This window comes from Bradyrhizobium pachyrhizi, assembly GCF_001189245.1.
GTDB lineage: Bacteria > Pseudomonadota > Alphaproteobacteria > Rhizobiales > Xanthobacteraceae > Bradyrhizobium > Bradyrhizobium pachyrhizi.
Genome location: NZ_LFIQ01000084.1, coordinates 52,583 through 73,992, shown reverse-complemented (window position 1 = coordinate 73,992; position 21,410 = coordinate 52,583). Strand labels below are relative to the sequence as shown.

Annotated in this window: 22 protein-coding genes; 11 read left to right on the top strand and 11 right to left on the bottom strand. The window is 64.8% G+C overall.

Going from position 1 to position 21,410, the window contains the following annotated elements:
• The 3 genes from AKL29_RS19145 to AKL29_RS19135 form a co-directional block, all read right to left on the bottom strand.
• Positions 1–639 (bottom strand): branched-chain amino acid ABC transporter permease (locus AKL29_RS19145; RefSeq protein WP_244482177.1); only part of this gene is annotated, 639 nt, incomplete at its 3' end.
• A 163-nt stretch (positions 640–802) separates the two neighbouring features.
• Complete coding sequence (locus AKL29_RS19140) at positions 803–2,041, bottom strand: branched-chain amino acid ABC transporter substrate-binding protein (RefSeq protein WP_050385200.1); 1,239 nt, start codon at positions 2,039–2,041, stop codon at positions 803–805.
• A 381-nt stretch (positions 2,042–2,422) separates the two neighbouring features.
• A complete protein-coding gene (locus tag AKL29_RS19135; protein WP_160321762.1) occupies positions 2,423–3,649 on the bottom strand; it encodes a TetR/AcrR family transcriptional regulator in 1,227 nt (408 codons plus the stop codon).
• Positions 3,650–3,895: 246 nt separating this feature from the next.
• Between AKL29_RS19135 and AKL29_RS19130 the strand changes: the two genes are divergently transcribed.
• Both AKL29_RS19130 and AKL29_RS19125 read left to right on the top strand, forming a co-directional pair.
• On the top strand, positions 3,896–4,960 hold the full coding sequence (locus AKL29_RS19130) for a ketopantoate reductase family protein (RefSeq protein ID WP_028332920.1): 1,065 nt from the start codon (positions 3,896–3,898) through the stop codon (positions 4,958–4,960).
• A 136-nt stretch (positions 4,961–5,096) separates the two neighbouring features.
• The gene (locus AKL29_RS19125) at positions 5,097–5,291 is read left to right on the top strand and encodes a hypothetical protein (protein ID WP_028332921.1); all 195 of its coding nucleotides are present in this window, start codon (positions 5,097–5,099) and stop codon (positions 5,289–5,291) included.
• A 5-nt stretch (positions 5,292–5,296) separates the two neighbouring features.
• On the opposite strand, the gene rnk is transcribed toward AKL29_RS19125, so the two are convergent.
• The 3 genes from rnk to AKL29_RS19110 form a co-directional block, all read right to left on the bottom strand.
• Positions 5,297–5,716, bottom strand: a complete 420-nt coding sequence (gene rnk, locus AKL29_RS19120; protein ID WP_038377294.1) for a nucleoside diphosphate kinase regulator — start codon at positions 5,714–5,716, stop codon at positions 5,297–5,299.
• Between the two features lie 299 nt (positions 5,717–6,015).
• Complete coding sequence (locus AKL29_RS19115; protein WP_028332922.1) at positions 6,016–6,546, bottom strand: chromate transporter; 531 nt, start codon at positions 6,544–6,546, stop codon at positions 6,016–6,018.
• A complete protein-coding gene (locus tag AKL29_RS19110) occupies positions 6,543–7,109 on the bottom strand; it encodes a chromate transporter (protein WP_050385199.1) in 567 nt (188 codons plus the stop codon). Before AKL29_RS19110 ends, AKL29_RS19115 begins: the two co-directional genes overlap by 4 nt.
• Positions 7,110–7,222: 113 nt before the next feature.
• On the opposite strand from AKL29_RS19110, the gene AKL29_RS19105 reads away from it, so the two are divergent.
• On the top strand, positions 7,223–8,140 hold the full coding sequence (locus tag AKL29_RS19105) for a LysR family transcriptional regulator (protein ID WP_193395231.1): 918 nt from the start codon (positions 7,223–7,225) through the stop codon (positions 8,138–8,140).
• A gap of 188 nt (positions 8,141–8,328) precedes the next feature.
• Positions 8,329–8,877 carry a carboxymuconolactone decarboxylase family protein gene (locus AKL29_RS19100; protein ID WP_050385198.1) on the top strand — a complete coding sequence of 183 codons (549 nt, stop codon included), beginning with the start codon at positions 8,329–8,331 and terminating at the stop codon, positions 8,875–8,877.
• A 45-nt stretch (positions 8,878–8,922) separates the two neighbouring features.
• Here AKL29_RS19100 and AKL29_RS19095 read toward each other — a convergent pair whose 3' ends face one another.
• Positions 8,923–9,918, bottom strand: a complete 996-nt coding sequence (locus tag AKL29_RS19095; protein ID WP_050385272.1) for a GlxA family transcriptional regulator — start codon at positions 9,916–9,918, stop codon at positions 8,923–8,925.
• A 64-nt stretch (positions 9,919–9,982) separates the two neighbouring features.
• On the opposite strand from AKL29_RS19095, the gene AKL29_RS19090 reads away from it, so the two are divergent.
• Positions 9,983–10,696, top strand: coding sequence for a DJ-1/PfpI family protein (locus AKL29_RS19090; protein WP_028332927.1), 714 nt, complete (start codon positions 9,983–9,985; stop codon positions 10,694–10,696).
• 223 nt (positions 10,697–10,919) lie between these two features.
• Here AKL29_RS19090 and AKL29_RS19085 read toward each other — a convergent pair whose 3' ends face one another.
• On the bottom strand, positions 10,920–11,399 hold the full coding sequence (locus AKL29_RS19085) for a hypothetical protein (RefSeq protein WP_050385197.1): 480 nt from the start codon (positions 11,397–11,399) through the stop codon (positions 10,920–10,922).
• A gap of 236 nt (positions 11,400–11,635) precedes the next feature.
• Here AKL29_RS19085 and AKL29_RS19080 point away from each other — a divergent pair, with 236 nt between their 5' ends.
• The 5 genes from AKL29_RS19080 (at position 11,636) to AKL29_RS19060 (ending at position 17,519) form a co-directional block, all read left to right on the top strand.
• Positions 11,636–12,700 carry an amidohydrolase family protein gene (locus AKL29_RS19080; RefSeq protein WP_050385196.1) on the top strand — a complete coding sequence of 355 codons (1,065 nt, stop codon included), beginning with the start codon at positions 11,636–11,638 and terminating at the stop codon, positions 12,698–12,700.
• A 73-nt stretch (positions 12,701–12,773) separates the two neighbouring features.
• Positions 12,774–13,886, top strand: a complete 1,113-nt coding sequence (locus tag AKL29_RS19075) for an amidohydrolase family protein (protein ID WP_050385195.1) — start codon at positions 12,774–12,776, stop codon at positions 13,884–13,886.
• Positions 13,887–14,161: 275 nt separating this feature from the next.
• A complete protein-coding gene (locus tag AKL29_RS19070) occupies positions 14,162–14,575 on the top strand; it encodes a Rieske (2Fe-2S) protein (protein WP_050385194.1) in 414 nt (137 codons plus the stop codon).
• A 192-nt stretch (positions 14,576–14,767) separates the two neighbouring features.
• Positions 14,768–15,382, top strand: a complete 615-nt coding sequence (locus AKL29_RS19065; RefSeq protein WP_028332932.1) for a glutathione S-transferase family protein — start codon at positions 14,768–14,770, stop codon at positions 15,380–15,382.
• Positions 15,383–15,443: 61 nt separating this feature from the next.
• Positions 15,444–17,519 carry a 2Fe-2S iron-sulfur cluster-binding protein gene (locus tag AKL29_RS19060; RefSeq protein ID WP_050385193.1) on the top strand — a complete coding sequence of 692 codons (2,076 nt, stop codon included), beginning with the start codon at positions 15,444–15,446 and terminating at the stop codon, positions 17,517–17,519.
• A 140-nt stretch (positions 17,520–17,659) separates the two neighbouring features.
• On the opposite strand, the gene AKL29_RS19055 is transcribed toward AKL29_RS19060, so the two are convergent.
• Together AKL29_RS19055 and AKL29_RS19050 are read right to left on the bottom strand one after the other, a co-directional pair.
• The gene (locus AKL29_RS19055; RefSeq protein ID WP_050385271.1) at positions 17,660–18,016 is read right to left on the bottom strand and encodes a hypothetical protein; all 357 of its coding nucleotides are present in this window, start codon (positions 18,014–18,016) and stop codon (positions 17,660–17,662) included.
• 143 nt (positions 18,017–18,159) lie between these two features.
• Positions 18,160–18,735, bottom strand: coding sequence for a TetR/AcrR family transcriptional regulator (locus AKL29_RS19050; RefSeq protein WP_050385192.1), 576 nt, complete (start codon positions 18,733–18,735; stop codon positions 18,160–18,162).
• A 68-nt stretch (positions 18,736–18,803) separates the two neighbouring features.
• Between AKL29_RS19050 and AKL29_RS19045 the strand changes: the two genes are divergently transcribed.
• Positions 18,804–19,838, top strand: coding sequence for a zinc-dependent alcohol dehydrogenase family protein (locus tag AKL29_RS19045; RefSeq protein WP_244482175.1), 1,035 nt, complete (start codon positions 18,804–18,806; stop codon positions 19,836–19,838).
• A 91-nt stretch (positions 19,839–19,929) separates the two neighbouring features.
• On the opposite strand, the gene AKL29_RS19040 is transcribed toward AKL29_RS19045, so the two are convergent.
• On the bottom strand, positions 19,930–21,410 hold a 1,481-nt coding region (locus AKL29_RS19040; protein WP_244482173.1), incomplete at its 5' end, for a hypothetical protein.

Below are 21,410 nucleotides of genomic sequence, written 5' to 3'. Positions count from 1 at the left end.
CACCAGCGAGGGGCCGGCGATGACGCCGGCGAGACCCGCGAGCGCGCTGCCGACGCCGAACACCAGCATGAACACGCGCCCGACATTGTGGCCGAGATGGCCGACCATGCTCGGATGGGTCAGCGCGGCCTGCACGATCAGGCCGACCCGCGTCTTCTTCAAGGTGACCAGCAGTGCGATGAAGATCACGACCGAGATCACCAGCATGAAGATCTTGTAGGCGGGGTAATTGGTGGAGAACACGGTGAAGGCGGGGAAGTCGAGCGCCGCCGGGACGCGGTAGTCGACCGGGCTCTTGCCCCAGATCATCGAGACGATCTCTTCGATCGCGAACGCAAGTCCGAAGGTCAGCAGCAGTTCGGCGACATGGCCGTGCTTGTGTGTGTTGCGCAGACCATAGCGCTCGACCGCCATGCCGACCGCGCCGACCAGCAGCGGCGCCAGCACCAGCGCAGGCCAGAATCCGATCCAGCGCGTGAGCTGAAAGCCGAAAAACGCGCCGAGCATGTAGAAGCTGGCATGCGCGAAGTTCAGCACGCCCATCATGCTGAAGATGACGGTGAGCCCGCTGGACAACAGGAACAGCAGCATGCCGAACAGGACGCCGTTGAGCGTCGAGATGACGATCAGCTCAGCCACGGCGCACTCGCTTGAGACTGGAACGGTTCACGTGATCAAAGACCTGTCGAACGAAGGAACTTACCTGTCATTCCGGGCCAGTCCGCAGGACCGAACCCGGAATCTCGAGATTCCGGGTTCGATGCTTCGCATCGCCCCGGAATGACGGGAGAGAGGCGGCCAATCAGGGCCGCTTCATGTTGCAGGTGGTCGGAAGCATCGTCTGCGCGGTGTCGATCTTGGACACGATGCGCCAGCCCCAGCCGGTGTTTTCCTCGTCGAACGGCTCCTTGGTCTTGTCGGCCAGCGAGCCGAACGAGGAGATGTAGATCGGCTGGAAGAACTGGTGGTCGTCCTTGCGGATGAAGCCCTCGCCGCCGTCGAACACTTCGAACTTCATGCCTTCGAGCGCGGCCGCGACCTTCACCGGGTCGATCGAATTGGCCTTCTCGGCGGCCGCCTTGAACATCCGCATCTCGTTGACCGCGCGCGGATACCAGACGGAAATGCCGGTCTTGGCGCGGAAGTCCTTCTCGAAATCCATCGCCGCCTTGTTGCCGGAGTTCGGGACGCCTTCGCTGATCTGGAACACCTGGCCCTCGAGGCCGGCCTGCTTGATCGCGGTCGGTCCGCCGGCGCCGCCGGCATAATACGTGTACCAGTTGACCTTGAGCCCGGCGTCAGCCGCCGCCTTCAGCAGCAGCGCGAAGTCCTGGCCCCAGTTGCCGGTCACGACAGTGTCGGCACCGGACGCCTTGATCTTGGCGATGTAGGGCGAGAAGTCGGTGACCTTGAGCATCGGATGCAGTTCGTCGCCGACGACCTGGATGTCCGGCCGCTTTTCGCCCAGCATCTTGCGCGCCGTTGATCGCACCGACTGGCCGAACGAATAGTCCATGTTGATCAGATAGACCTTCTTGATGGACGGCTGGCCCTTCATGTAGTTGGTCAGCGCTTCCATCTTGATGTCCGAGTTCGCATCCCAGCGGAAATGCCAGTAGCTGCACTTCTCGTTGGTCATCGCCGGATCGACCGCGGCGTAGTTGAAGTAGAGCACTTCCTTGCCGGGGTTGCGCGAATTGTGCTTGGTGACGAAGTCTTCCAGCGCCGCGCCGACCGACGAGCCGTTGCCCTGGGTGATGTAGTGGACGCCGGCGTCGACCGCCTTCTGCGCCTGCACCAAGCTTTCCTGCGGATTGGTCTTGTTGTCGAGCGGGACGATCTCGACCTTGTGGCCGAGGATGCCGCCCTTGGCGTTCAACTCGTCGGCGAGATACTGAAACGTCTTCAGGCCGCCTTCGCCGACGCTGGCGCCGCCGCCGGAGAGCGGATCGATATAGCCGATCTTGATGGATTCCTGCGCGGACGCCGCGCCTCCCAACACCGTCAGCGCTGCCGCGGCGGCAACGATCAGCCTATGCATCCTGCGTTCTCCCTTGCTCGTGTTTCTTGATCTTTAGCGATCGAGGCCGTCTCATACCCCCAATCGCCGAGCCTTCGCAACTTTCGCTTTGAATACTGCGTCAAGTTTTAGCAGAAGGTATTATGATGTTATGGGCTATATGACGCCGAAATCGGGCGCTGTTTTGAATTACAGGTAAACTTTTGGATGGGCTCACGCTTATTCGCGGTTCCGAACCAGTCGTAGCCTGCCTCCAAACCTCCCCTTGAAAAGGGGAGGTTGTTTCGCTCGTCAAGAGCGAAGCGGGTGGGGATCGGCTCTCATCCAGCATCGCCTGCCGCTACCCCCCGACCTTACCCCTTTCAGGGGGAAGGAGAAAACCGAGATTGCGACCGTGGCGCCTTAGCCCGGACGTCGGCGCGGCTTGAGGCCCGCGAGGAATAGCCGCGCGAAATGATCGGCGATCTCGGCTGGAGACCAGTCACGCCTGGTCTTGAACCAGATCGGATACCAGTGGCCCATTCCGGTGAGAATGCGCTCCGCGAAATAGGTATCGATGCGGCGGAAACGGCCCTCGTCGATCCAGCGCTGATAGCTGTTCTGGTCTTGCCGGATCGTCGCCAGCACGTCTCCGACATAGGCTTTTCGGTCTGCGTCGTTGAGATAGTTGATGTTGTGGTAGGTCGCTTTCGGGCCGCGGGGCGTGTCGTGCAGCATCAGCAGCAGGCGAATTCGCTGCACGATGTGATCGAATGCCCCAAGGCTGTGCTCTTGCAGATGCTCCCGAATGCTGACCTCGCCGGCGAGCCCGCGTCGCAGGCAGGCCAGCAGCAGGCTCTCCTTTTCACTGAAATGATAGTAGATGCCGGCGCGGGTCATGCCCGCATCGGCTGCGATGCTCTCGAGCGACGTGCCCGAGGCGCCCCTCCGGTTGAAACTGTCCGAGGCGATCGACAGCATCCTGTCGAACTTGGCGGCCCGCTTGTTCAACGCTGCGCGAGCTTCGAGGAACGGGGCGAGGCTGAGCGGCTCGGGCATCTTGGGAAGGGCGATCTCGCGCCGGTAGACGCCGTGCGTGATGATGTCGTCGATGGCATCGATCGCCTGTTGCCGCGTGTAGTAGTCGCGTTCGGACAGCCAGAACGGAACCCAGTCCAGGACGGAGATCAGCGCCACCGCCGTGAGCAGCGGCTCGTCGCAGGCGATCGAGCCGTCCGCCACGCCCCGATCGAGGATGTCCGCCAGCAGCGCGGCGTTCTGCCAGCGCTTGGCGTGGACCTCGCTGCTGTAGGGCGCGGCCAGCGCATCGATATCGCTGAACAGGATCATGCGCTGGCCTTCGGGCCTCAGCCTGCCGCGCACGAAGCGCCTGATGATCTCGAGCCCGTCGATGCCGGGCTCGGCGGCCGCCTCGATTTCGTGGCGATAGATCGCAAGGCCGCGCAGGTAGCAGTGGAAGATGAGATCTTCCTTGTCGCGGAAATAGTGATACAGCGCGCCCGGCACGGCCTGCACCGATGCCGCGACCTGCTCCATCGTCACGTTGGCATAGGAGTGGCGGGCAAACAGCCGGGAAGCTGAGATTAGAATTTCTTCAGCCCGATCCGTCGGGTCGGCGGCGACTTGCAAGCTCGAATGCCCTTCTTGACCGCGGAACGAAAGTCCGCACGCGAGATAATCCCCTTGGCAGCCGCTTGTCGATCTGCGATAGACGGTGGCATACCATACACCAGCTGGTCTTGATTGTCTGGTGATTTGGCGACCGTCGGCCCGTGGGTGCGGGACGGCCAATATCGACCGGGCATCGGTTCGGCAGCAACTTCGGACAGGATTTTGGAGAGCAAGCCTTTCGTGAGAAGGGCTATTGGAGAGAGCATGGCGCGCAACATTCTGATTTTGGGAGCTTCCTACGGCTCCCTGCTGGGGACCAAGCTGCTGATGGCGGGTCACAACGTGTCCCTGGTGTGCCGGAAGAACACCGCCGACCTGATCAATCGCGAAGGCACCGAGGTGCGGATCAAGCTGCGCGATGAGAAGGAGCACCGCTCGATCTTCTCGCGCGATCTGCCGGGCAAGCTCGACGCCGTCACGCCCGCCGATGTCGACGTGTCGCGCTACGACATGGTCGGCCTTGCGATGCAGGAGCCGCAATACACCAACCACACGGTTCGCGTGCTGATGATCAAGATCGCGGCGGCGAAGCTGCCCTGCCTGTCGATCATGAACATGCCGCCCTTGCCGTATCTGAAGCGGATCCCCGCACTCGCCGGCATGGACCTCGAGGAGGCCTACACCAACGCGCAGGTGTGGGAGCGCTTCGAGCCGGGCCTCGTCACGCTGTGCTCGCCCGATCCGCAGGCCTTCCGTCCGCCGGAGGAGAAGGCCAATGTGCTGCATGTCGGCTTGCCGACCAACTTCAAGGCCTCCGCCTTCGCCGACGACAAGCACAACAAGGTGCTGCGCGAGCTCGAAGCCGACATCGACGCGGTGACGCTCGACGGCCAGGACGTTCCGGTGAAGCTGAAGGTGTTCGATTCGCTGTTCGTGCCGCTGGCGAAGTGGTCGATGCTGCTGACCGGCAACTATCGCTGCATCACACCGACGGAGCCGCAATCGATCCGCGACGCCGTGCATGGCGACCTGACGCGCTCGCAGGCGATCTATGATCACGTCGACGGCATCGCGCGCAAGCTCGGCGCCGACCCCGCGGACCAGGTGCCGTTCGCGAAATACGCCAAGGCGGCGGAAAGCCTGCTCAAGCCGTCCTCGGCGGCCCGTGCGGTTGCCGCCGGCGCGCCCTTCATCGAGCGCGTCGACCTCTTGGTGAAGCTGATCTCGCACCAGCTCGGCACGCCCAGCGCCGAGATCGACCGCACGGTCGAGACCGTCGATCAGAAGCTCAACGAGAAGATCGTGCAGGGCGGCTCCGGCGCGGAGTGACGCGCGTTGATGGCGAGGGCGGGCGCCCTCGCCATGCACCGGCGGTCGGCAAAGCGTGCGATCGCGGTTGCCGGACGCATGGCTCGACCTGTCCAGATAAGATAGAGTCGCCCAGCTGCGGTTGGGAGCAACGGACATGCCGAGCAAATCGCTTCCTCTCCTTGCAATCTACGGCGACCTCGATCGCGCACGCGACATCATGCGCGCCTGGCAGCCGCTCGATCATCTCTCCCCCGACGACGCCGAGATCGTCGTGAAGGCAATCGCCGAGGGCATCGCGCGCGGGCGCCGGCACGGGATCGAGATGGGACAGTGTCATCAGGCGGCGTAAAGCCGCTAGCCCTCATGTGTCACGGCAAGGATCGTCACCGAACGCGTCTGCTGGCTCGGCGTCTGAAAATCGATCGTCTGGCCGACCGACAATCCGATCAGTGCCGCACCGACCGGCGTCAGCACCGAGATGCGCCGCAATGCGATGTCGGCTTCGTGCGGGTACACGAGCACGACCTCCCTGACGTCGCCGGTTTCGTCGTCGCGGTAGCGGACAAGCGAGCCCATGCGGACCACGTCATGCAGATCGGCATCGTCGGCGACCAGCTGGGCGCGGTCCGTCTCGCGTGCGAGGAACTGGGCGACGCGGGGAAACACCGCCATGCTGGAATCGGCCAGCGCGCTGAGGCGGTGCGCCTCGCTCGCGGTGATCACGATCGGCGGCAATGCCGGGGCGGTAAAGCTGTTTTGAACAGTTCGGGTCATATCGGTTGATCTTTGCGGTTGATCGGAGGCGCACGAGCGCCGGCGCGCGGACATCTCGCGACGCGACGGACTGAAATGATTTGGTGACGTCGAAGAATCCGGACGGCGTGCGATCGCCGGCCGGCTAATTGCCTGCGTGCAGACGTCCGGCGCGCAATTCGCGGCGCGCAATGCGGGTGTCGATGCGGAGCGTGTCGATCATGGCATTATCAACATAGCCGCTGGCGACGTCGCATCCATTGCGGCGAAAGCGCGCACACCGCCGCGTGGAACGAGACGCCATCGCCGCACACAGAGCGTCAGGGCTGTCCGATGCCGGACAGGCCGAGCACCGCGCCGGCGGCGAGCGCGACAAGCGGATGGATGCGCGTCGCGGTGGTGGCGATCGCGACGCCAACCGCGATCAGGATCGTGCCCCAGCTCGAGGCCGACGCGTGGGTGATGACGACGGCGCTGGCGGTGACGAGCCCGGCGGTGACCGGAACCAGCCCGGCCTGCACGGTGCGGCGCCAGGGCCGGTCCTTGAAGCGTTCCCAGAGCCGCAGCGCGAAGCCTGTCACCAACGACGACGGCCCGAACTTGGCGAGCGACGTCACCAGCACGCCGGAGAAGCCCGCGACATGCCAGCCGACCAGCGGCACCACCATCATGTTCGGCCCGGGTGCTGCCTGCGCCAGCGCGAACAGCGCGCCGAATTCCTGCGCCGTCATCCAGTGATGGACGTCGACCACCTGACGCTGCATCTCCGGCAGGATGGTGTTGCCGCCGCCAAAGGCGAGCAGCGAGAGCTCGGCGAAGATCAGCGCGAGCGTGACAAGGGTTGCGCTCATGACGTCTGCCTCGACCTGAGGAAGATGCTGAGCGGCGCCAGCGTCAGCAGGGTCGGCAGCAGCGGCAATCTGAACGCGGCAATAGCGAGCACGCAGAGCGCGCCGATGAAGAGGCCGAGCACATCGCGCCGCAGCGGCCAGGCGATCTTGATCGCCGTGGAAATCAGCAACCCGGCTGCCGCGGCGGCGAGGCCGCCGAACAGGTGACGGACGACCGGGTCGTCGGCGAAGCGGCCATAGATCACACCAAGGCCGATCACGACCGCGGTCGGCACCGCGATCAGGCCGAGGATCGCCGCGAACGCGCCGGGAATGCCGCGAAACTTCAACCCGACCGCGACCGACATGTTGATGATGTTGCCGCCGGGCAGGAACTGGCACAGCCCGAGCAGGTCGGTGAACTCCGCGCCGGTGAGCCAGCCGCGCTTCTCCACCATCATGTGGCGCGCCAGCGGCAGCACGCCGCCGAAGCCGCTCAGTCCGAGGATGAAGAAGCCCGTGAACAACTCGCCGACGTCAGGTGCGACATGCTTGGTGGTTTGCGCGGCGGGGATGGCGTCCATCGGCGGGGCGGCTCCGGTTCGATTTGTTCTTGAGCCGACTTTAGTTGGCCGCGTGACAAATTTCCAATATATGGATACGGGAATTTGCATATCTGTTGCATATGGATTGCCCGATGATCGAACTGCGCCATCTTCGCTATGCCGTCGCGGTCGCCGAGGAAGGTCATATCACCCGCGCCGCCGCGCGGCTCGGCATCCAGCAGCCGCCGCTGAGCCAGCAGATCCGCGCGCTGGAAGCCGCGATCGGCGCGCCGCTGTTTCGCCGGCAGCCGCGCGGGGTCGAGCTGACCGCCGCCGGCCGTGCCTTCGTCGGCAAGGCGCGCGCGATCCTGCGCGACGCCGACCTCGCGGTGGAAGCCGCTCGCCGCGCGAGCCGCGGCCAGGAGGGCCAGCTTGCGATCGGCTTCACCTCCTCGGCCGCTTTCCATCCTTTCGTCACCGGCGTGATGCGCGAAATGCGCGAGCGCGCGCCGGCGATCACGCTGTCGCTCGAGGAGGCCTCGACCGGCGAGCTGATCGCAGCCGTCGAGGCCGATCGGCTCGATGCCGCATTCGTGCGCTCGCCAAGCGAGCGGCTGGAGAACCTCACGATCACGCATCTGCTCGACGAGGAGATGGTGGTCGCATTGCCGGACCATCATCCGCGCGCCCGCAAGGACACGCGGCGGCGGATTTCGCTGGCTTCGCTCGCCGACGAGCCGCTGATCCTCTACCGCCGTCCGACCGGGCCCGGCCTCTACGACAGCATCATCGCCGCCTGTCGCGCGGCGGGCTTCAGCCCGAAGGTGGCGCAGGAGGCGACGCGGATGGTGTCGACGCTCAGCCTGGTCGCGGCCGGGCTCGGCATTTCGATCGTGCCGGAATCGATGGCGCGGCTCGAGACCGCCGGCGTGTCCTATCTTCGCCTCGACCGCGCCACGGGCCTCGTCGCGCCGCTGGCGCTGGCGCGCAAGAAGGGCCCCGCCGCCGGCACGCTCGGCCGACTGCTCGGGATCGTGACGCGGCGGGTGAAGGACCGCGCCGGCGGTTAGTGGAGACTGCGCGACGTGGCTCAACGTCGCCGCTGCCGCCGGTGGCGCGGAATGTGGGGAGTTTGGCGAACGCGCGCGTCCGGGCGCGTCTAGATAGCCTCCATCGAATCCGGCCCGCACGTGGATCGCAACTGCTCAGCTGCGTCCGGAGGACTCGGGTTCAATCAACACCGCGAAAGGCATTTCCGATGGCGCGTTTTCCTGTCCATACGCTCGAGTCTGCCCCTGAAGCCTCAAAGCCCGTCCTGCGCGAGGTCGAGGCGCGGTTTGGCATGATCCCGAACCTTGCGGCGACGATGGCGACGTCGCCTGTGCTGATCCAGAGCTTCATCGGCATCTTCGACAAGGTTCACGGCGGCAGCTTCACCGAGCAGCAGATCCAGACCGTGCTGCTCACCGACGCGGTCACCAATGGCTGCGCCTGGGCGGTCGCGCTGCATTCCGCGCTCGGCTTGCAGGCTGGCCTCGATCCGGCCGATGTCGATGCGATGCGCGCCGGCCGCTCGCCTGCCGACAAGACACTCGGCGCGCTCTCGACGCTGGCGCGGTCGCTGATCGAAAAGCGCGGACGGCTCGACGATGAGGAGATCGAACGATTCCTCGCGGCCGGGTTCTACAAGGACCTCGTGCTCGAGGTGATCACCATCGTGGCGGCGTCGACCATCACCAACTACACCGGCAGCGTCACCAATCCGCCGCTGGAGGCAGCGTTGCAGGAATATGCCTGGAACGGCTGAGACGGTCTCGCTTGAGCGTCAAGCATTGGACGCCGGCCGCGCACTTCAGATCGCAAACCTGGCGCGGTAGTCCTGCGGCGTGGTCGACAGCAGTCGCAGGAAGCTGCGGCGCATCGTCTCCTCCGATCCGAAGCCGCAGCGCTGCGAGATCCGCTTGATCGGCAGGCGCGTTTCCGAGAGCAGATGCCGCGCGCCCTCGACCCGGAGCCGCTCGATCGCGCGTGCCGGCGTCAAGCCGGTCGCCTCGGCGTAATGGCGGCTGAAGCTGCGCTCGCTCATGCCGGCCTGTTTCGCCAGCGTCGACAGCGAGAGGTCGCCGGCCAGATGGTTGCTGATCCAGTCGTGCAGCGCGCTGAACCTGTCGTCGGTTGCCTGCAGCGTCAGGATTTCGCTGAACTGCGCCTGTCCGCCCGGCCGCTTGAAAAACACCACGAGATAGCGGGCGACGGCAAGCGCCGCCGTGCGGCCGAGATCCTCCTCCAGCAGCGCCAGCGCCAGATCGATGCCGGAGGTGACGCCGGCCGACGTCCAGAACGAACCGTCGCGCACGAAGATCGGATCGGGCTCGACGCGGACATCGGGAAAGCGCTCGGCGAGCTCTGCGCAAAATCCCCAATGGGTCGCGGCACGCCGGCCATTGAGCACGCCCGATTCGGCGAGCAGGAACGCGCCGGTGCAGACCGATGCGGTGCGGCGCGCTTGCCCGGCGCGCTCGCGTACCCAGTCCACCAGGACGGCATCGGCCGCCGCAGCGTTGACGCCGTCGCCGCCCGGAATCACCAGCGTGTCGACCGCGGTGTCGATCGCGGGCAGCGGATGCACCGCGAGCCCGACACCGGCGGACGACTCGACGTGTGGGCCATCCTTTGCAACCACGCGGACTTCATATGGCTCGGCGTTGCCTGCCTTAGCCGCCAGCGCATTGGCCGACGCGAACACCTGCAATGGCCCGGTGACGTCGAGCAACTGCACGGCCGGATAGGCCAGCACTTCGATCGAGCGGCGGCGGTTTGGCGGAAAACGTGGGCTGGTTGGCGTCATCGCCGAAACCTGCCGCGCTAGATTCGCTTTGTCCATAGCGCAAGGAAAGTTCGAGGGAAGTTCGATGATTGCTCACGATGTTCATCTGCGGATCGGTTCGCTGCTGTTCGAAGGCGTCGATCAAATCGATTTGACCGGGCCGTTCGAGGTGCTGTCGCGGATTCCGAATTCGACCTACCGCATCTACGGCAAGAGCGCCGAGCCCGTCCGCGACATCAAGGGATTGCGGCTGACACCGGATGCGACGCTGGCCGATGCGCCGCCGCTCGACGTGCTGCATGTGCCGGGCGGCTTCGGTCAGCAAGCCCTGATGGAGGACGCGGAAGTGCTCGGCTGGATCAACCGGCAGGCGGCGGGAGCATGCCGCATCTTTTCGGTCTGCACGGGCGCGCTGATCTGCGGAGCGGCCGGCCTGCTGAAGGGGCGCAGGGCGACGACGCATTGGGCGTCGTTTCATCTGCTGCCGTTGTTCGGCGCTACGCCCGTGAACGAACGCGTGGTGGTGGACGGAAGCTTTGTCTTTGCCGCCGGAGTCACGGCAGGCATCGATGGCGCATTGCGGCTCGCGGCTGAATTGCGCGGCGACGATGCGGCGCGCGCGATCCAGCTCTATATGGTGTATGCGCCGGAGCCGCCGTTCGACAGCGGCACGCCTGAGACCGCGCCCCCCGAAATCCTGCAGCAGTCGCGCCAGGCCGTGCGCGCGATCACGGAGCAGCGGGAGGAAACCGCGCGCCGTGTCGCGGCGAGGCTGGGCGTCGCCGTGCAGGGAGACTGAGTGCAGGCTTTTGCCGAACACTCGATTCGGTGTCACCTCGCCCCGCGTGCGGGGAGAGGTCGGAACGCATCGCTAGATGCGTTCCGGGTGAGGGGGAGTCTCCGCAACCGCAGCTATCGCCGAATATGCGGATGCGGCCCCTCACCCCAACCCTCTCCCCGTAAAGAACGGGGAGAGGGAGTGCAGCGCCGGCGCGGTCGCTATTCGACCTCGTCTCGTAGCACTAGTTTCCCGGCTCGAAGCTGCAATCGGCGCCGCCGCCGGCCTTGTCCTTGATCACTTTCGGATCGAGCGTGCAGGACAGTTTCGACAGCGCCTCGTAGATCGTGCCGGCGGCGCCGTCGGGCGGCACGCCGGCCAGCGCCACGGTCGCGAACATCGCATTGGCTTCGCTGCCCTTCACGGTGTGGGTGTTGCCGCCGAAGGCCAGCGCGCAGGAACGCGAGGTGATGTCGACATTGCTGGCGCGGCAGACCACCTTGTCGGCGGTGACGACGATCTTGCTGGCATGGGAGACATTGCTGTCGCCATTGAAGAACGCGGCGACCGCCATCTTCTCTTTGGCCGGCAACGGCGAGTAGGGCGCCACCACGCCGGCGAGCGCCAGTGCCACCGAGCCCGAGGTGGCCGCAGGCGCGGCCCATGCGGCTGACGCGGCCAGCGACAATGAACATGCGAGGATCGTCAGTCGGCCCAGCCTCATTCCCGTCTCCTGCATCGGCGCTTTCCGCGGCGCGGAATCGCTAGCACGTCTCGCGGTCTGGACAGGTGACGCCATTCACACGCGATGCCGCAACTTCGCGTGAGGCGCGGTGCGCGCACAGGGCAGGGCGGCCCCGCGCGGATCGGCTTGCACGATCGCGCCATCGGCGTCACAGTCCGATCCGTGGCAGCGATGCCGCCAACAATGACGACAAGAAGATTAATCCGGGGAACGCCATGGCGGCCACGCGCATCGACTGCGACATCCATCCCGCGGTGGGGGGAACGCGCACCACGCTGCTGCCCTATCTGAGCGATCACTGGAAGGAACAGGTCGTCAGCCGCGCCATCGACGGGCTCGACCTCAATTCCTATCCGCCGTCGATGCCGCTGTCCGGCCGCGCCGACTGGCGGCCGGCGGACGGCAGCAAGCCCGGCAGCGATCTTGCCATGGTGCAGCGCGGCGCTTTCGACCAGCTCGGCGCCAGCCACGCGATCTGCAACGTCGTCTACGGCGCGCAGGCGGTGTTCGATTCCTACATGGCCGCGGACTTCTGCAGGGCGATCAACGACTGGATCGCGGCCGAGTGGCTCGCCAGGGACAAGCGGCTGCGCGCCTCGATCGTGGTGCCGATCCAGGCGCCGGATCTCGCGGTCGAGGAGATCGAGCGCAGGGCCGGCGACAATCGCTTCGTCTCGGTGCTGGTGCCCTCGCAGGGTGAGACGCTGCTCGGCCGGCGCCATTACTGGCCGATCTATCAGGCCGCGGAGAAGTACAAGCTGCCGATCGCGATCCACGCCGGCAGCGCCTACCGCGGCGCGCCAAGCTCGATCGGCTGGCCGTCCTATCGCTACGAATATTATCTCGCCGAGGCGCAGGCGTTCCAGGCGCAGACGCTGAGCCTGATCTATGAGGGCGTATTCGGGAAGTATCCCGGATTGACCGTCGTACTGATGGAGTCGGGCGTCAGCTGGCTGCCCGCCTTCATGTGGCGCGCCAACAAGACCTGGCGCGGCGTGCGCGTCGAGGTGCCGTGGGTGGAGCGCGAGCCGGCCGCGATCATCCGCGACCATTTCCGCGTCACCATGCAGCCGTTCGACGCGCCGCTGGATCCTACAAGCGTCGCCGACATCATCGACCAGATCGGCTCCGACAAGATGTTCCTGTTCGCATCCGACTATCCGCATTGGCAGTTCGACGGCGACGATCCGATCCCGCGATATCTGCCCGACAGCATCGTCAAGCGGATGTGCGAGGATAATCCGATTGAAACGTTCCCGCGTTTGAAACTGAATTCGTAATTCGCGCGCATGATCCGGAAAAGTGGGAACCGGTTTTCCGACAAGAACATGCGCAAACAAAAAGGAGGATCGCATGAGTGACGTCATCGACCGCCCGATGCTCGACCAGGAGAAGACCGCCGCGTCGCGGCTGAAGATCATCGATTGCGACATCCATCCGAGCATTCACGCACACAGCGACCTCAACGAGTTCCTGCCGAAGCGCTGGCAGCAGCATCTGAAGGAATATGGCAGCCATCTGCGCACGCCCTATATCGGCACCACGCCCTATCCACGTTCCTCGCCGCTGATCGCGCGGCGCGATGCCTGGCCGCCGACCGGCGGCGTGCCCGGCTCTGATCTCGATTTCATGCGCAAGCAGCACCTCGATCCCTTCGACGTCGAGTTCGGGATCCTGCAGGTGCTCGACCTCTTCATCTTCTCGCAGCAGAATCTGGAATTCGGCGCCGCGATCCAGCGCGCCATCAACGACTGGCAACTGGCGTTCTGGGCGCATCGCGATCCGCGCCTGAAGGCCTCGATCCTGGTCGGGCAGGACGGCTCCGACCTCGGCCTCGCCGAGATCGAGCGCTGCGCCAGGACCGGCGAATACATCCAGATCAACGTCTCGCCGCGCGCCAACGAGCCGCTCGGCCGCCGCCGCTACTGGCCGATCTATGAACGCGCGCAAGAGCTCGACCTGCCGCTCGGCATCCATGTCGGCGGCTATGGCGGGCATGCGCCGACCGGCGGCGGCTGGCCGTCCTATTATTGCGAGGAGCATCAGTCGAACGCGCACACGGTGGCCTCGAACCTCACCAGCTTGGTGCTGGAAGGTGTTCCCGAGCGCTTCCCGAAACTGAAGATCGTGTTCATCGAGGGCGGCTTCGGCTGGATTCCCGCGACGATGTGGCGGATGGACCAGCATTTCGAGCGCTTCCGCAGCGAGGTGCCGCATCTCAAGCGCCGGCCGAGCGAGTATGTGAAGGAGCATTTCTGGTTCACGACCCAGCCGATCGACGAGCCGGATGAAGCCAGGCACCTGCGGCAGCTGATCGAATGGGTCGGCATCGACCGGCTGTTGTTCTCGTCGGACTATCCGCATTGGGACTATGACGACGCGCGCTACGCCTTCAAGACACCGCTGACGGACGCCGAGCGTCGCAAGATCTTCAATGCCAACGCCCGCGCGGTGTACAAATTCTAGGACGAGATGACTTCACTTCGGATCGAGCGCTGGCCTCGGTTTCACCTCGCCCCGCGTGCGGGGAGAGGCATAGGCCGCCTTCGGCGGCCGTTCCCAAGAACGCCGAAGCAAGGCTTCGGCTATGATGCATCGTCAACTGCATTCCGGGTGAGGGGGAGCTTCCACGAACGCAACTATCACCGTTTATGCGGAGACAGCCCCTCACCCCAACCCTCTCCCCGTAAGAACGGGGCGAGGGAGCGCACCACCTTCGCCGCCAATATCGCAGGATTCCGATGACCCGTCACATCGTCGCGCGCACCAGTGAGATTCCGGCCGGCGGCAACAAGGTGTTCGGCCTCGAGGGCCGCGACATCGTCGTGTTCCACGTCAATGGCGAGTTCTTCGCGCTGCTCAATCGCTGCCCGCATGAGGGGGCGCCGCTGGAGAAGGCGGCCTGCGTCGCGCGCCTGACCTCGCCGGAGCCCGGCATCTATCAGCGCGACCGCGTCGGCGAGATGCTGCGCTGTCCGTGGCACGGCTGGGAATTCGACATGCGCAGCGGGCAGTCCTGGTTCGATCCCAAGCGGTTCAGAATCCGCGCCTATCCGGTCGCGGTCGAAAGCGGCGCCGAGTTGCAAAAGGGGCCGTATGTCGCCGAAACGTTCCCGGTGCACATCGAGGACAACTACGTGATCGTTGAGGTTTAGCGGGCGCCGCCCCGAACGCCGTCACGGCCATCCACGCCTTTTCTACCGAGCAGAAATGTAGACAGCCGGAACTCGTTATTGCGATATTTGCAATAATGAAGTTCCAATCGCGACAATTATAATAACCGATGCAATGGGCCACCTTGAGCTGGCGGTCGGGAATGAACCCGTCCACCACATCAGGAACGGCACATGAAGCTCTATCACTTCGCTCTCTCCGGCCACGCGCATCGCGCGCGCCTGTTTTTGTCCCTGCTGGGAATTCCGCACGAACTTGTCGACGTCGACCTCAAGTCCGCCGCGCAGAAGCGGCCGGAATATCTCGCGCTCAACCCGTTCGGCCAGGTGCCGGTGCTCGACGATGGCGGCACCATCATTGCCGATTCCAACGCGATCCTGGTCTATCTCGCGACCAAACTCGGCCGCACCGACTGGCTGCCGCAGGATGCAAAGGGCGCTGCCGCGGTCCAGCGCTGGCTGTCGGTTGCTGCCGGCGATCTCGCGTTTGGGCCCGCTGCGGCACGCCTCATCACCGTGTTCGGCGCGAAGCACAATCCGGACGACGTGATCGCGCGGGCGCATGTCCTGCTGAAGCGGCTCGAAGCCCATCTCGCCGGTCGCGACTGGCTGGTCGGTACGGCGCCGACAATCGCTGATGTCGCGCTCTACAGCTATCTGTCCAGCGCGCCCGAAGGCAATGTCGATCTCTCCGCCTATGCGCGCGTCAACGCGTGGCTGCGCCGGATCGAGGCGCTGCCGGGCTTTGTGGCCTTTGCCAAGACCCCCGTCGGTCTGGCCGCTGCGTGACCTGCTGACCGGGCGTGCCGTCGGGCGCGCCCGTCCAACCCTTAAAGGGGAGGGTGATACGATGAGCGACAGGCGAACCAAGAGCAAGCTCGCGACCTGGCATGCCGGCGAAAAGGCGATCCAGCAGCAGGTCGGCGTCGCCGAGAAGATGGAGGCTGTCGGCCAGCGCGCGGTGCGGGACTTCATGCCCGACCAGCATCGCGATTTCTTCGCGCAGATTCCCTTCATCGTCGTCGGCAGCGTCGACCAAAGCGGTGACGCCTGGGCTTCACTGCTGGCCGGCAAGCCCGGCTTCATCTCCTCGCCGACGCCGCGCGGCCTCGAGATCGATGCGCGGCCCGACGCCAGCGATCCCGTCAGCGAAGGCATGCGCGAGGGCGATGCGATCGGCTTGTTGGGGATCGAATTGCACACGCGGCGCCGCAACCGTGCCAACGGGCTGCTCCGCGCATCGTCGGGCAAGGCACTCAGCTTCGAGCTCGATCAGAGCTTTGGCAATTGCGCGCAGTATATCCAGCTCCGCGATTTCGCCTTCGTGCGCGCGCCGGAAGAACCTTTCGCGGGAGAGATCGAGGCGAGCACGTCGCTCGATCAGGCAGCGCGCGACATGATCAAGGCGGCCGACACGTTCTTCGTGGCGTCCTATGCCGAGCGTGAGGACCGTCGCCAGGTCGACGTCTCGCATCGCGGCGGCCGAGCGGGCTTCGTCCGCGTCGCCGACGACGGCACGCTGACGATCCCCGATTTCGCCGGCAATCTGTTCTTCAACACGCTCGGCAACATCCTCGTCAACGGCAAGGCCGGGCTGGTGTTCGTCGATTTCGAGACCGGCGACCTGCTGCAGCTGAGCGGCGATGCCGAGGTGATGCTGGACTCGCCGGAGATCGCGGCGTTTCAGGGCGCAGAGCGGCTGTGGAGCTTCCGTGCCCGCCGCGTCGTGCGCCGGCGCGGCGCGCTGCCGTTGCGCTGGGCGTTCCGGGCCGAAGGCTGGTCGCCGAATTCGCTGATGACCGGCGACTGGGTGCAGACCGCCGAGCGGATCCGCGCCGCCGAGCGCGCCGCGCAGTGGCGGCCGTTCAAGGTCGCCAGGATCGTCGACGAGAGCCGATTGATCCGCTCGTTTCATTTGCAGCCGGACGACGGTGCGGGGTTGCTTCCGCACCGGGCGGGACAGCATTTGCCGATCCGTCTCTCGTTGCCAGGTATCGACAAGCCGGTCATCCGCACCTACACGCTGTCGGTCGCGCCGTCGGACGGCCTGTACCGGATCAGCGTGAAGCGCGACGGTGTCGTATCGCAGCATCTCCACGACACCATCCATGTCGGCGACATCATCGAAGCGCGTGCTCCGGCCGGCGGCTTCACGATCGATGCGCGCGAGAAGCGGCCCGCGGTGCTGCTCGCCGGCGGTGTCGGCATCACGCCGCTGCTCGCGATGCTGCGCCACGTGGTCTATGAGGGGCTGCGCACCCGCGGCATCCGGCCGACATTCCTGTTTCAGGCCGCGCATGCGAAACAGGACCGCGCGTTCGGCGATGAAGTGCAGCAGCTGGTGGATGCCGCCGGCGGCGCGGTGCGGATCATCCGCATCCTCGGCGATGTCGGCGGCGCCGAGCAGGGCACAGATTACGATGCTGCGGGACGGATCGACATGGCGCTGTTATCGCGCGTCCTGCCGTTCAATGACTACGACTTCTATCTGTGCGGACCGCCGCAGTTCACCCAATCGCTCTATGACGCCCTGCGCGGCTACAACATTGCCGACGGCAGGATTCACGCCGAAGCATTCGGTCCTTCATCGCTGGTCCGGAAGCCCGACCTCGTCACCGCAGCGCCGCCGCGCCGACCGCCGGCGACGACGCCGATCCCGGTCGCCTTCACCACATCGTCGAAGGAGGCGCGCTGGACGCCGGAGGCGGGGACGCTGCTCGAACTGGCGGAAGCGCGTGGCCTTAGCCCCGCCTTCAGCTGCCGGGAGGGCAATTGCGGAACCTGCCGAACGCGATTGCTGGCAGGCGCCGTGACCTATGTGAAGCAGCCCGCCGCCGAGGTGGCCGATGACGAGGCGCTGATCTGCTGCGCCGTGCCGGCGAAGCCGGAGGCCGACGGCGAGGACCGGATCCAGCTGGATCTCTGATCAGCCGCACTGGGACTGCGCGGTGGTTAAAGCCCATGAGATTAGGTTGAGCTGGAACGGCGTCGAAAGTTCACGTCTCCCCGACGGGGAGAGGTGAACCGAGATCGCGGCAAGCCGATGCAACCAAAACTCATCCCGCTTTAGCCCATGCTGCCCGGCATGAAGCAGCGTGGCCTCGGATGCCCGTCCAGATAATACGGCCACACCATGGTGCGGCCGGCACGGTTCGGTCCGGCGACGACGGCCTCGTCGGGAACGTCGACCCACTCGCCTTCGAGCCGCACACGATAGTGGCCGTCCTTGGTGTCCCAATCGGCGTCATCGACACGCTTCGCGTCGCTGCCGTCGCAGCAGGGGCCCTTGACGCTGCGCAGGCTCTCATACCAGGCGTTCAATTCGGGATGCTGGTGATCATGGGCCTGCGCCGGCCCGATCGCCGGCTTCGCCAGCAGGGCGGTGACCACGACGAGCGCCGCACGCCAAAACCGTTTGTTCATCTGATCCCCAAAATCCGGAAAGCCCATGACAGCCAACCCGGACATGGTCATCGAGATCAGGACATCAATCAGATGATAATCGTAAGATAATCACATTCGTGAGAGCAGCGGAGCTGCTGCCGGAAGGCCGGGTGCCGACAAACTCAGGCGAGCAGGCTCATCACCTGGTCGATCACGGCCTTCACCTGCTTCGAATCCGGCCTCTGGTGCGCGAGCGCCAGCAGTCCGGCATGCACCACCATGATGGTGTGGGCGGTGATGTCGGGGTCAAAGCCCTTCCTGAACTGGGCGCGATCGGTGCGCAGCCGCGTGCGCAGCAGCTCTTCAAGCCGCCGGTTGTAGCGCTCGATGCTCTTGCGGAGCTCGACCTGGTCGAGCGAGCCGTCGGTCGCGGAATTGATCGACAGGCAGCCGCGCTGTCCCTTCTCGCCCGAGCAATAGGGAATGAAGCCGATGAGCCACTGCCTGATGATGTCCCGCGCGGGCCCCGGCTGCGCCAGCACGCGCTCGGCCCAGCCGAGGATGCCGTCGTGATAGCGGTCCAGCACCTTCAGGAACAACGCGTTCTTGTCGCCGAACGCCGCATAGAGGCTGGGTTTCGCGACGCCGCTCGCCGCCGTGATGTCGTCGAGCGAAGTCGCCTGAAAGCCCTTCTGCCAGAACATCTGGCGGGCGATTTCCAGGACATCGTCCGGATCGAAGCTGCGCGGCCTTGCCATATCCGTCTTTTATGTACTCCCGCGTCGGATGTGAAGCCTTCACCTTGCCGTGAAGGCAGGTCCGGCTATTGACGCAATTCACATTCTGTACTTTAAAGTACATAATAAAATCGGGAGATCACGCCATGAAAGCGGTTCAGGTCGTTGCGTTCGGACGTGCAGCGGAGGTGGTCAAGCTCAACGAGGTGCCGGACGTCGGCAGCCCCGGCCCCGACGAGGTCGTGGTCGCGGTGGAGGCCGCGCCGATCAACAATTCGGATTTCATGATCATCGCCGGGCGCTACGGCTATCTGCCGTCGCCGCCGGCCACGCTCGGGATCGAGGGTGTCGGGCGGGTCGTCGCCGCCGGAGCGCAGGTGAGGAACCTGAAGGAAGGCGACCGCACGCTGATTCCGTTCACAGTCCCGACCTGGACCGAGCGGGTCAAATTCACCGCAACATGGCAGCGTCCGCTGCCCGACAACGCGGATGTCACGCAGCTCTCAATGATCGCCGTCAATCCGGCCACCGCCTATCTGTTGCTGACCGATTTCGTGAAAGTCCCGCCCGGCGGCTGGGTGATCCAGAACGGCGCCAACTCGGCCACGGCGCGGGCGGTAATCGCCATCGCCAAGTCGCTCGGGCTCAAGACTGTCAACATTGTCCGCCGCGAGGAGGTCATAGAGGAGGTCAAGGCGATCGGCGGCGATGTCGTTCTGGTTGACGGCCCCGGTCTCGCCAAACGCGTCGCCAATGAAACGGGCGGGGCGCCGATCCTCCTGGCGCTCGATGTCGTCGGCGGCACCTCGACCCTGAACCTGATGAACTGTCTGGCGCCGAAGGCGGTGCTGGTCATTTACAGCGCGATGAGCGGGCAGCCGTTCTCCGGCTCGGCCCTGAGCGTGATCTTCAACGAGGTGTCGGTGCGCGGCTTCTGGCTCGGCCATTGGGACAAGACCGCGACCGACCAGGCATTGGTCGAAATGTACGACCATCTGGTGCCGATGGTCGCATCGGGAGCGATCAGCGCGCCGGTGGTCGGGGCCTATCGCCTGGAGGATTTTTCACAGGCGATCGCGCAGGCGGCGGCATTCAAGGGCAAGGTGATCTTCACGCCAAGCTAGGTCGTGCCTCCCGATATTCGCCGGCGCGACGCGGCGCGCCGCCATGCCCGTTTTCGTCGGCGCATGTCCGCACGACGTCACGCCGGAGCAGCTAGACGATGGTCGAGAGCGTGAACGCGTGCCACGCACTCCAGTCAATGCCATCGTACGCGCGCACATACATCGTTTCGGTGCCGGTGGTGGCGCCACCACGCATCCAGATATCATCGAGGTCTGCGGCGCTGACGTCGATCGCGCTGCCGGCCGCCCAATGGGAATTTGCAGAGGTCCAGAAATAGCCGCTGTTGGCGCCGGTACCGCCATCCCAAAACTGGTAGGCAGCCGCGGGATTTCCGTCGACGTCGGAATAGGACACCAGGCTGCCGATCTGGCTCCACTCATTGACGTGCAAAGTCTGGTTGCTGATCGAAGCGTCGGGTGCATGGTTTGCCAGAGTGGTCACGTTAAAGCTGTCCCAGGAACTCCAGCTCGTTCCGTCGAACGCGCGCACATACATGGTTTCGGTACCGGCCGCGGTGCCACCTTGCACCCATACACTGGCCAGATCGGACGCCGAAACCTCGATGGCCGTGCTGGACGCCCAGTGTGAATTCGTGGGCGTCCAGAAATAGGCGCTGTTCGCAGCCGTGCCGCCGTCCCAGAACTGGTATTTGGTGATTGCATCGCCATCGGCGTCGGACGCTGTCGTCCAGTTGACGAGCTGCGCCCACTGCGCAGCGTTCAGCGTATGATCGTTGATCGTCGCGGTCGGCGCCGTATTGGTCGACGTCAGATTAAAGCTGTCCCAATTGCTCCAGGCGGTACCGTCGAATGCCCTTACCCACATCGTCTCCGAACCGGTTGTCGAGCCGCCTTGAATCCACAGATTGGCCAGATCGGATGCCGAAACGTCGATCGTCGTGTTGGCAGCCCAGTGTGAATTGTCGGCTGTCCAGAAATAGGCGCTGTTCGCGCCGGTGCCGCCGTCCCAGAACTGGTACTTGGTGATCGTGTCACCTTCGGCATCGCTGGTAGTGAGCCAGCCCTGTGGCTTGGTCCACTGATTGACGTGCAGCGACTGGTCGTTGATGGTCGCGACCGGCGCCGTGTTGACCGTTGACGTCAGCGTAAAGCTGTCCCAGTTGCTCCATGCCGTTCCGTCGAACCCTCTTACCCACAGCGTTTCGGAGCCGACCGCCGAGCCGCCGTGGATCCAGGCATTGGCGAGGTCAGCGGCCGAAACTTCGATCGTCGTGTTGGCATCCCAGTGGGAATTGGTGGGAGTCCAGAAATAGGCGCTGGTTGCGGCGGTGCCGCCGTCCCAGAACTGGTACGTCGTGATTGCATCTCCATCGGCATCCGACGCAGTCAACCAGTTGTTGACGGTGACCCACTGATCCATGTGCACGGATTGATCGCTGATCGTCACCACAGGTAGCGAATTCGTCGTCGTCAGTGCGAACGAGTCCCAATTGCCCCAGTCCGATCCGTCGAATGCTCTGACCCACAGCGTCTCGGAGCCGGTCGTCGAGCCGCCGCGGACCCAGACGTTAGTCAGGTCGTCGGCTGAAACTTCGATCGTGGTGTTGGCAG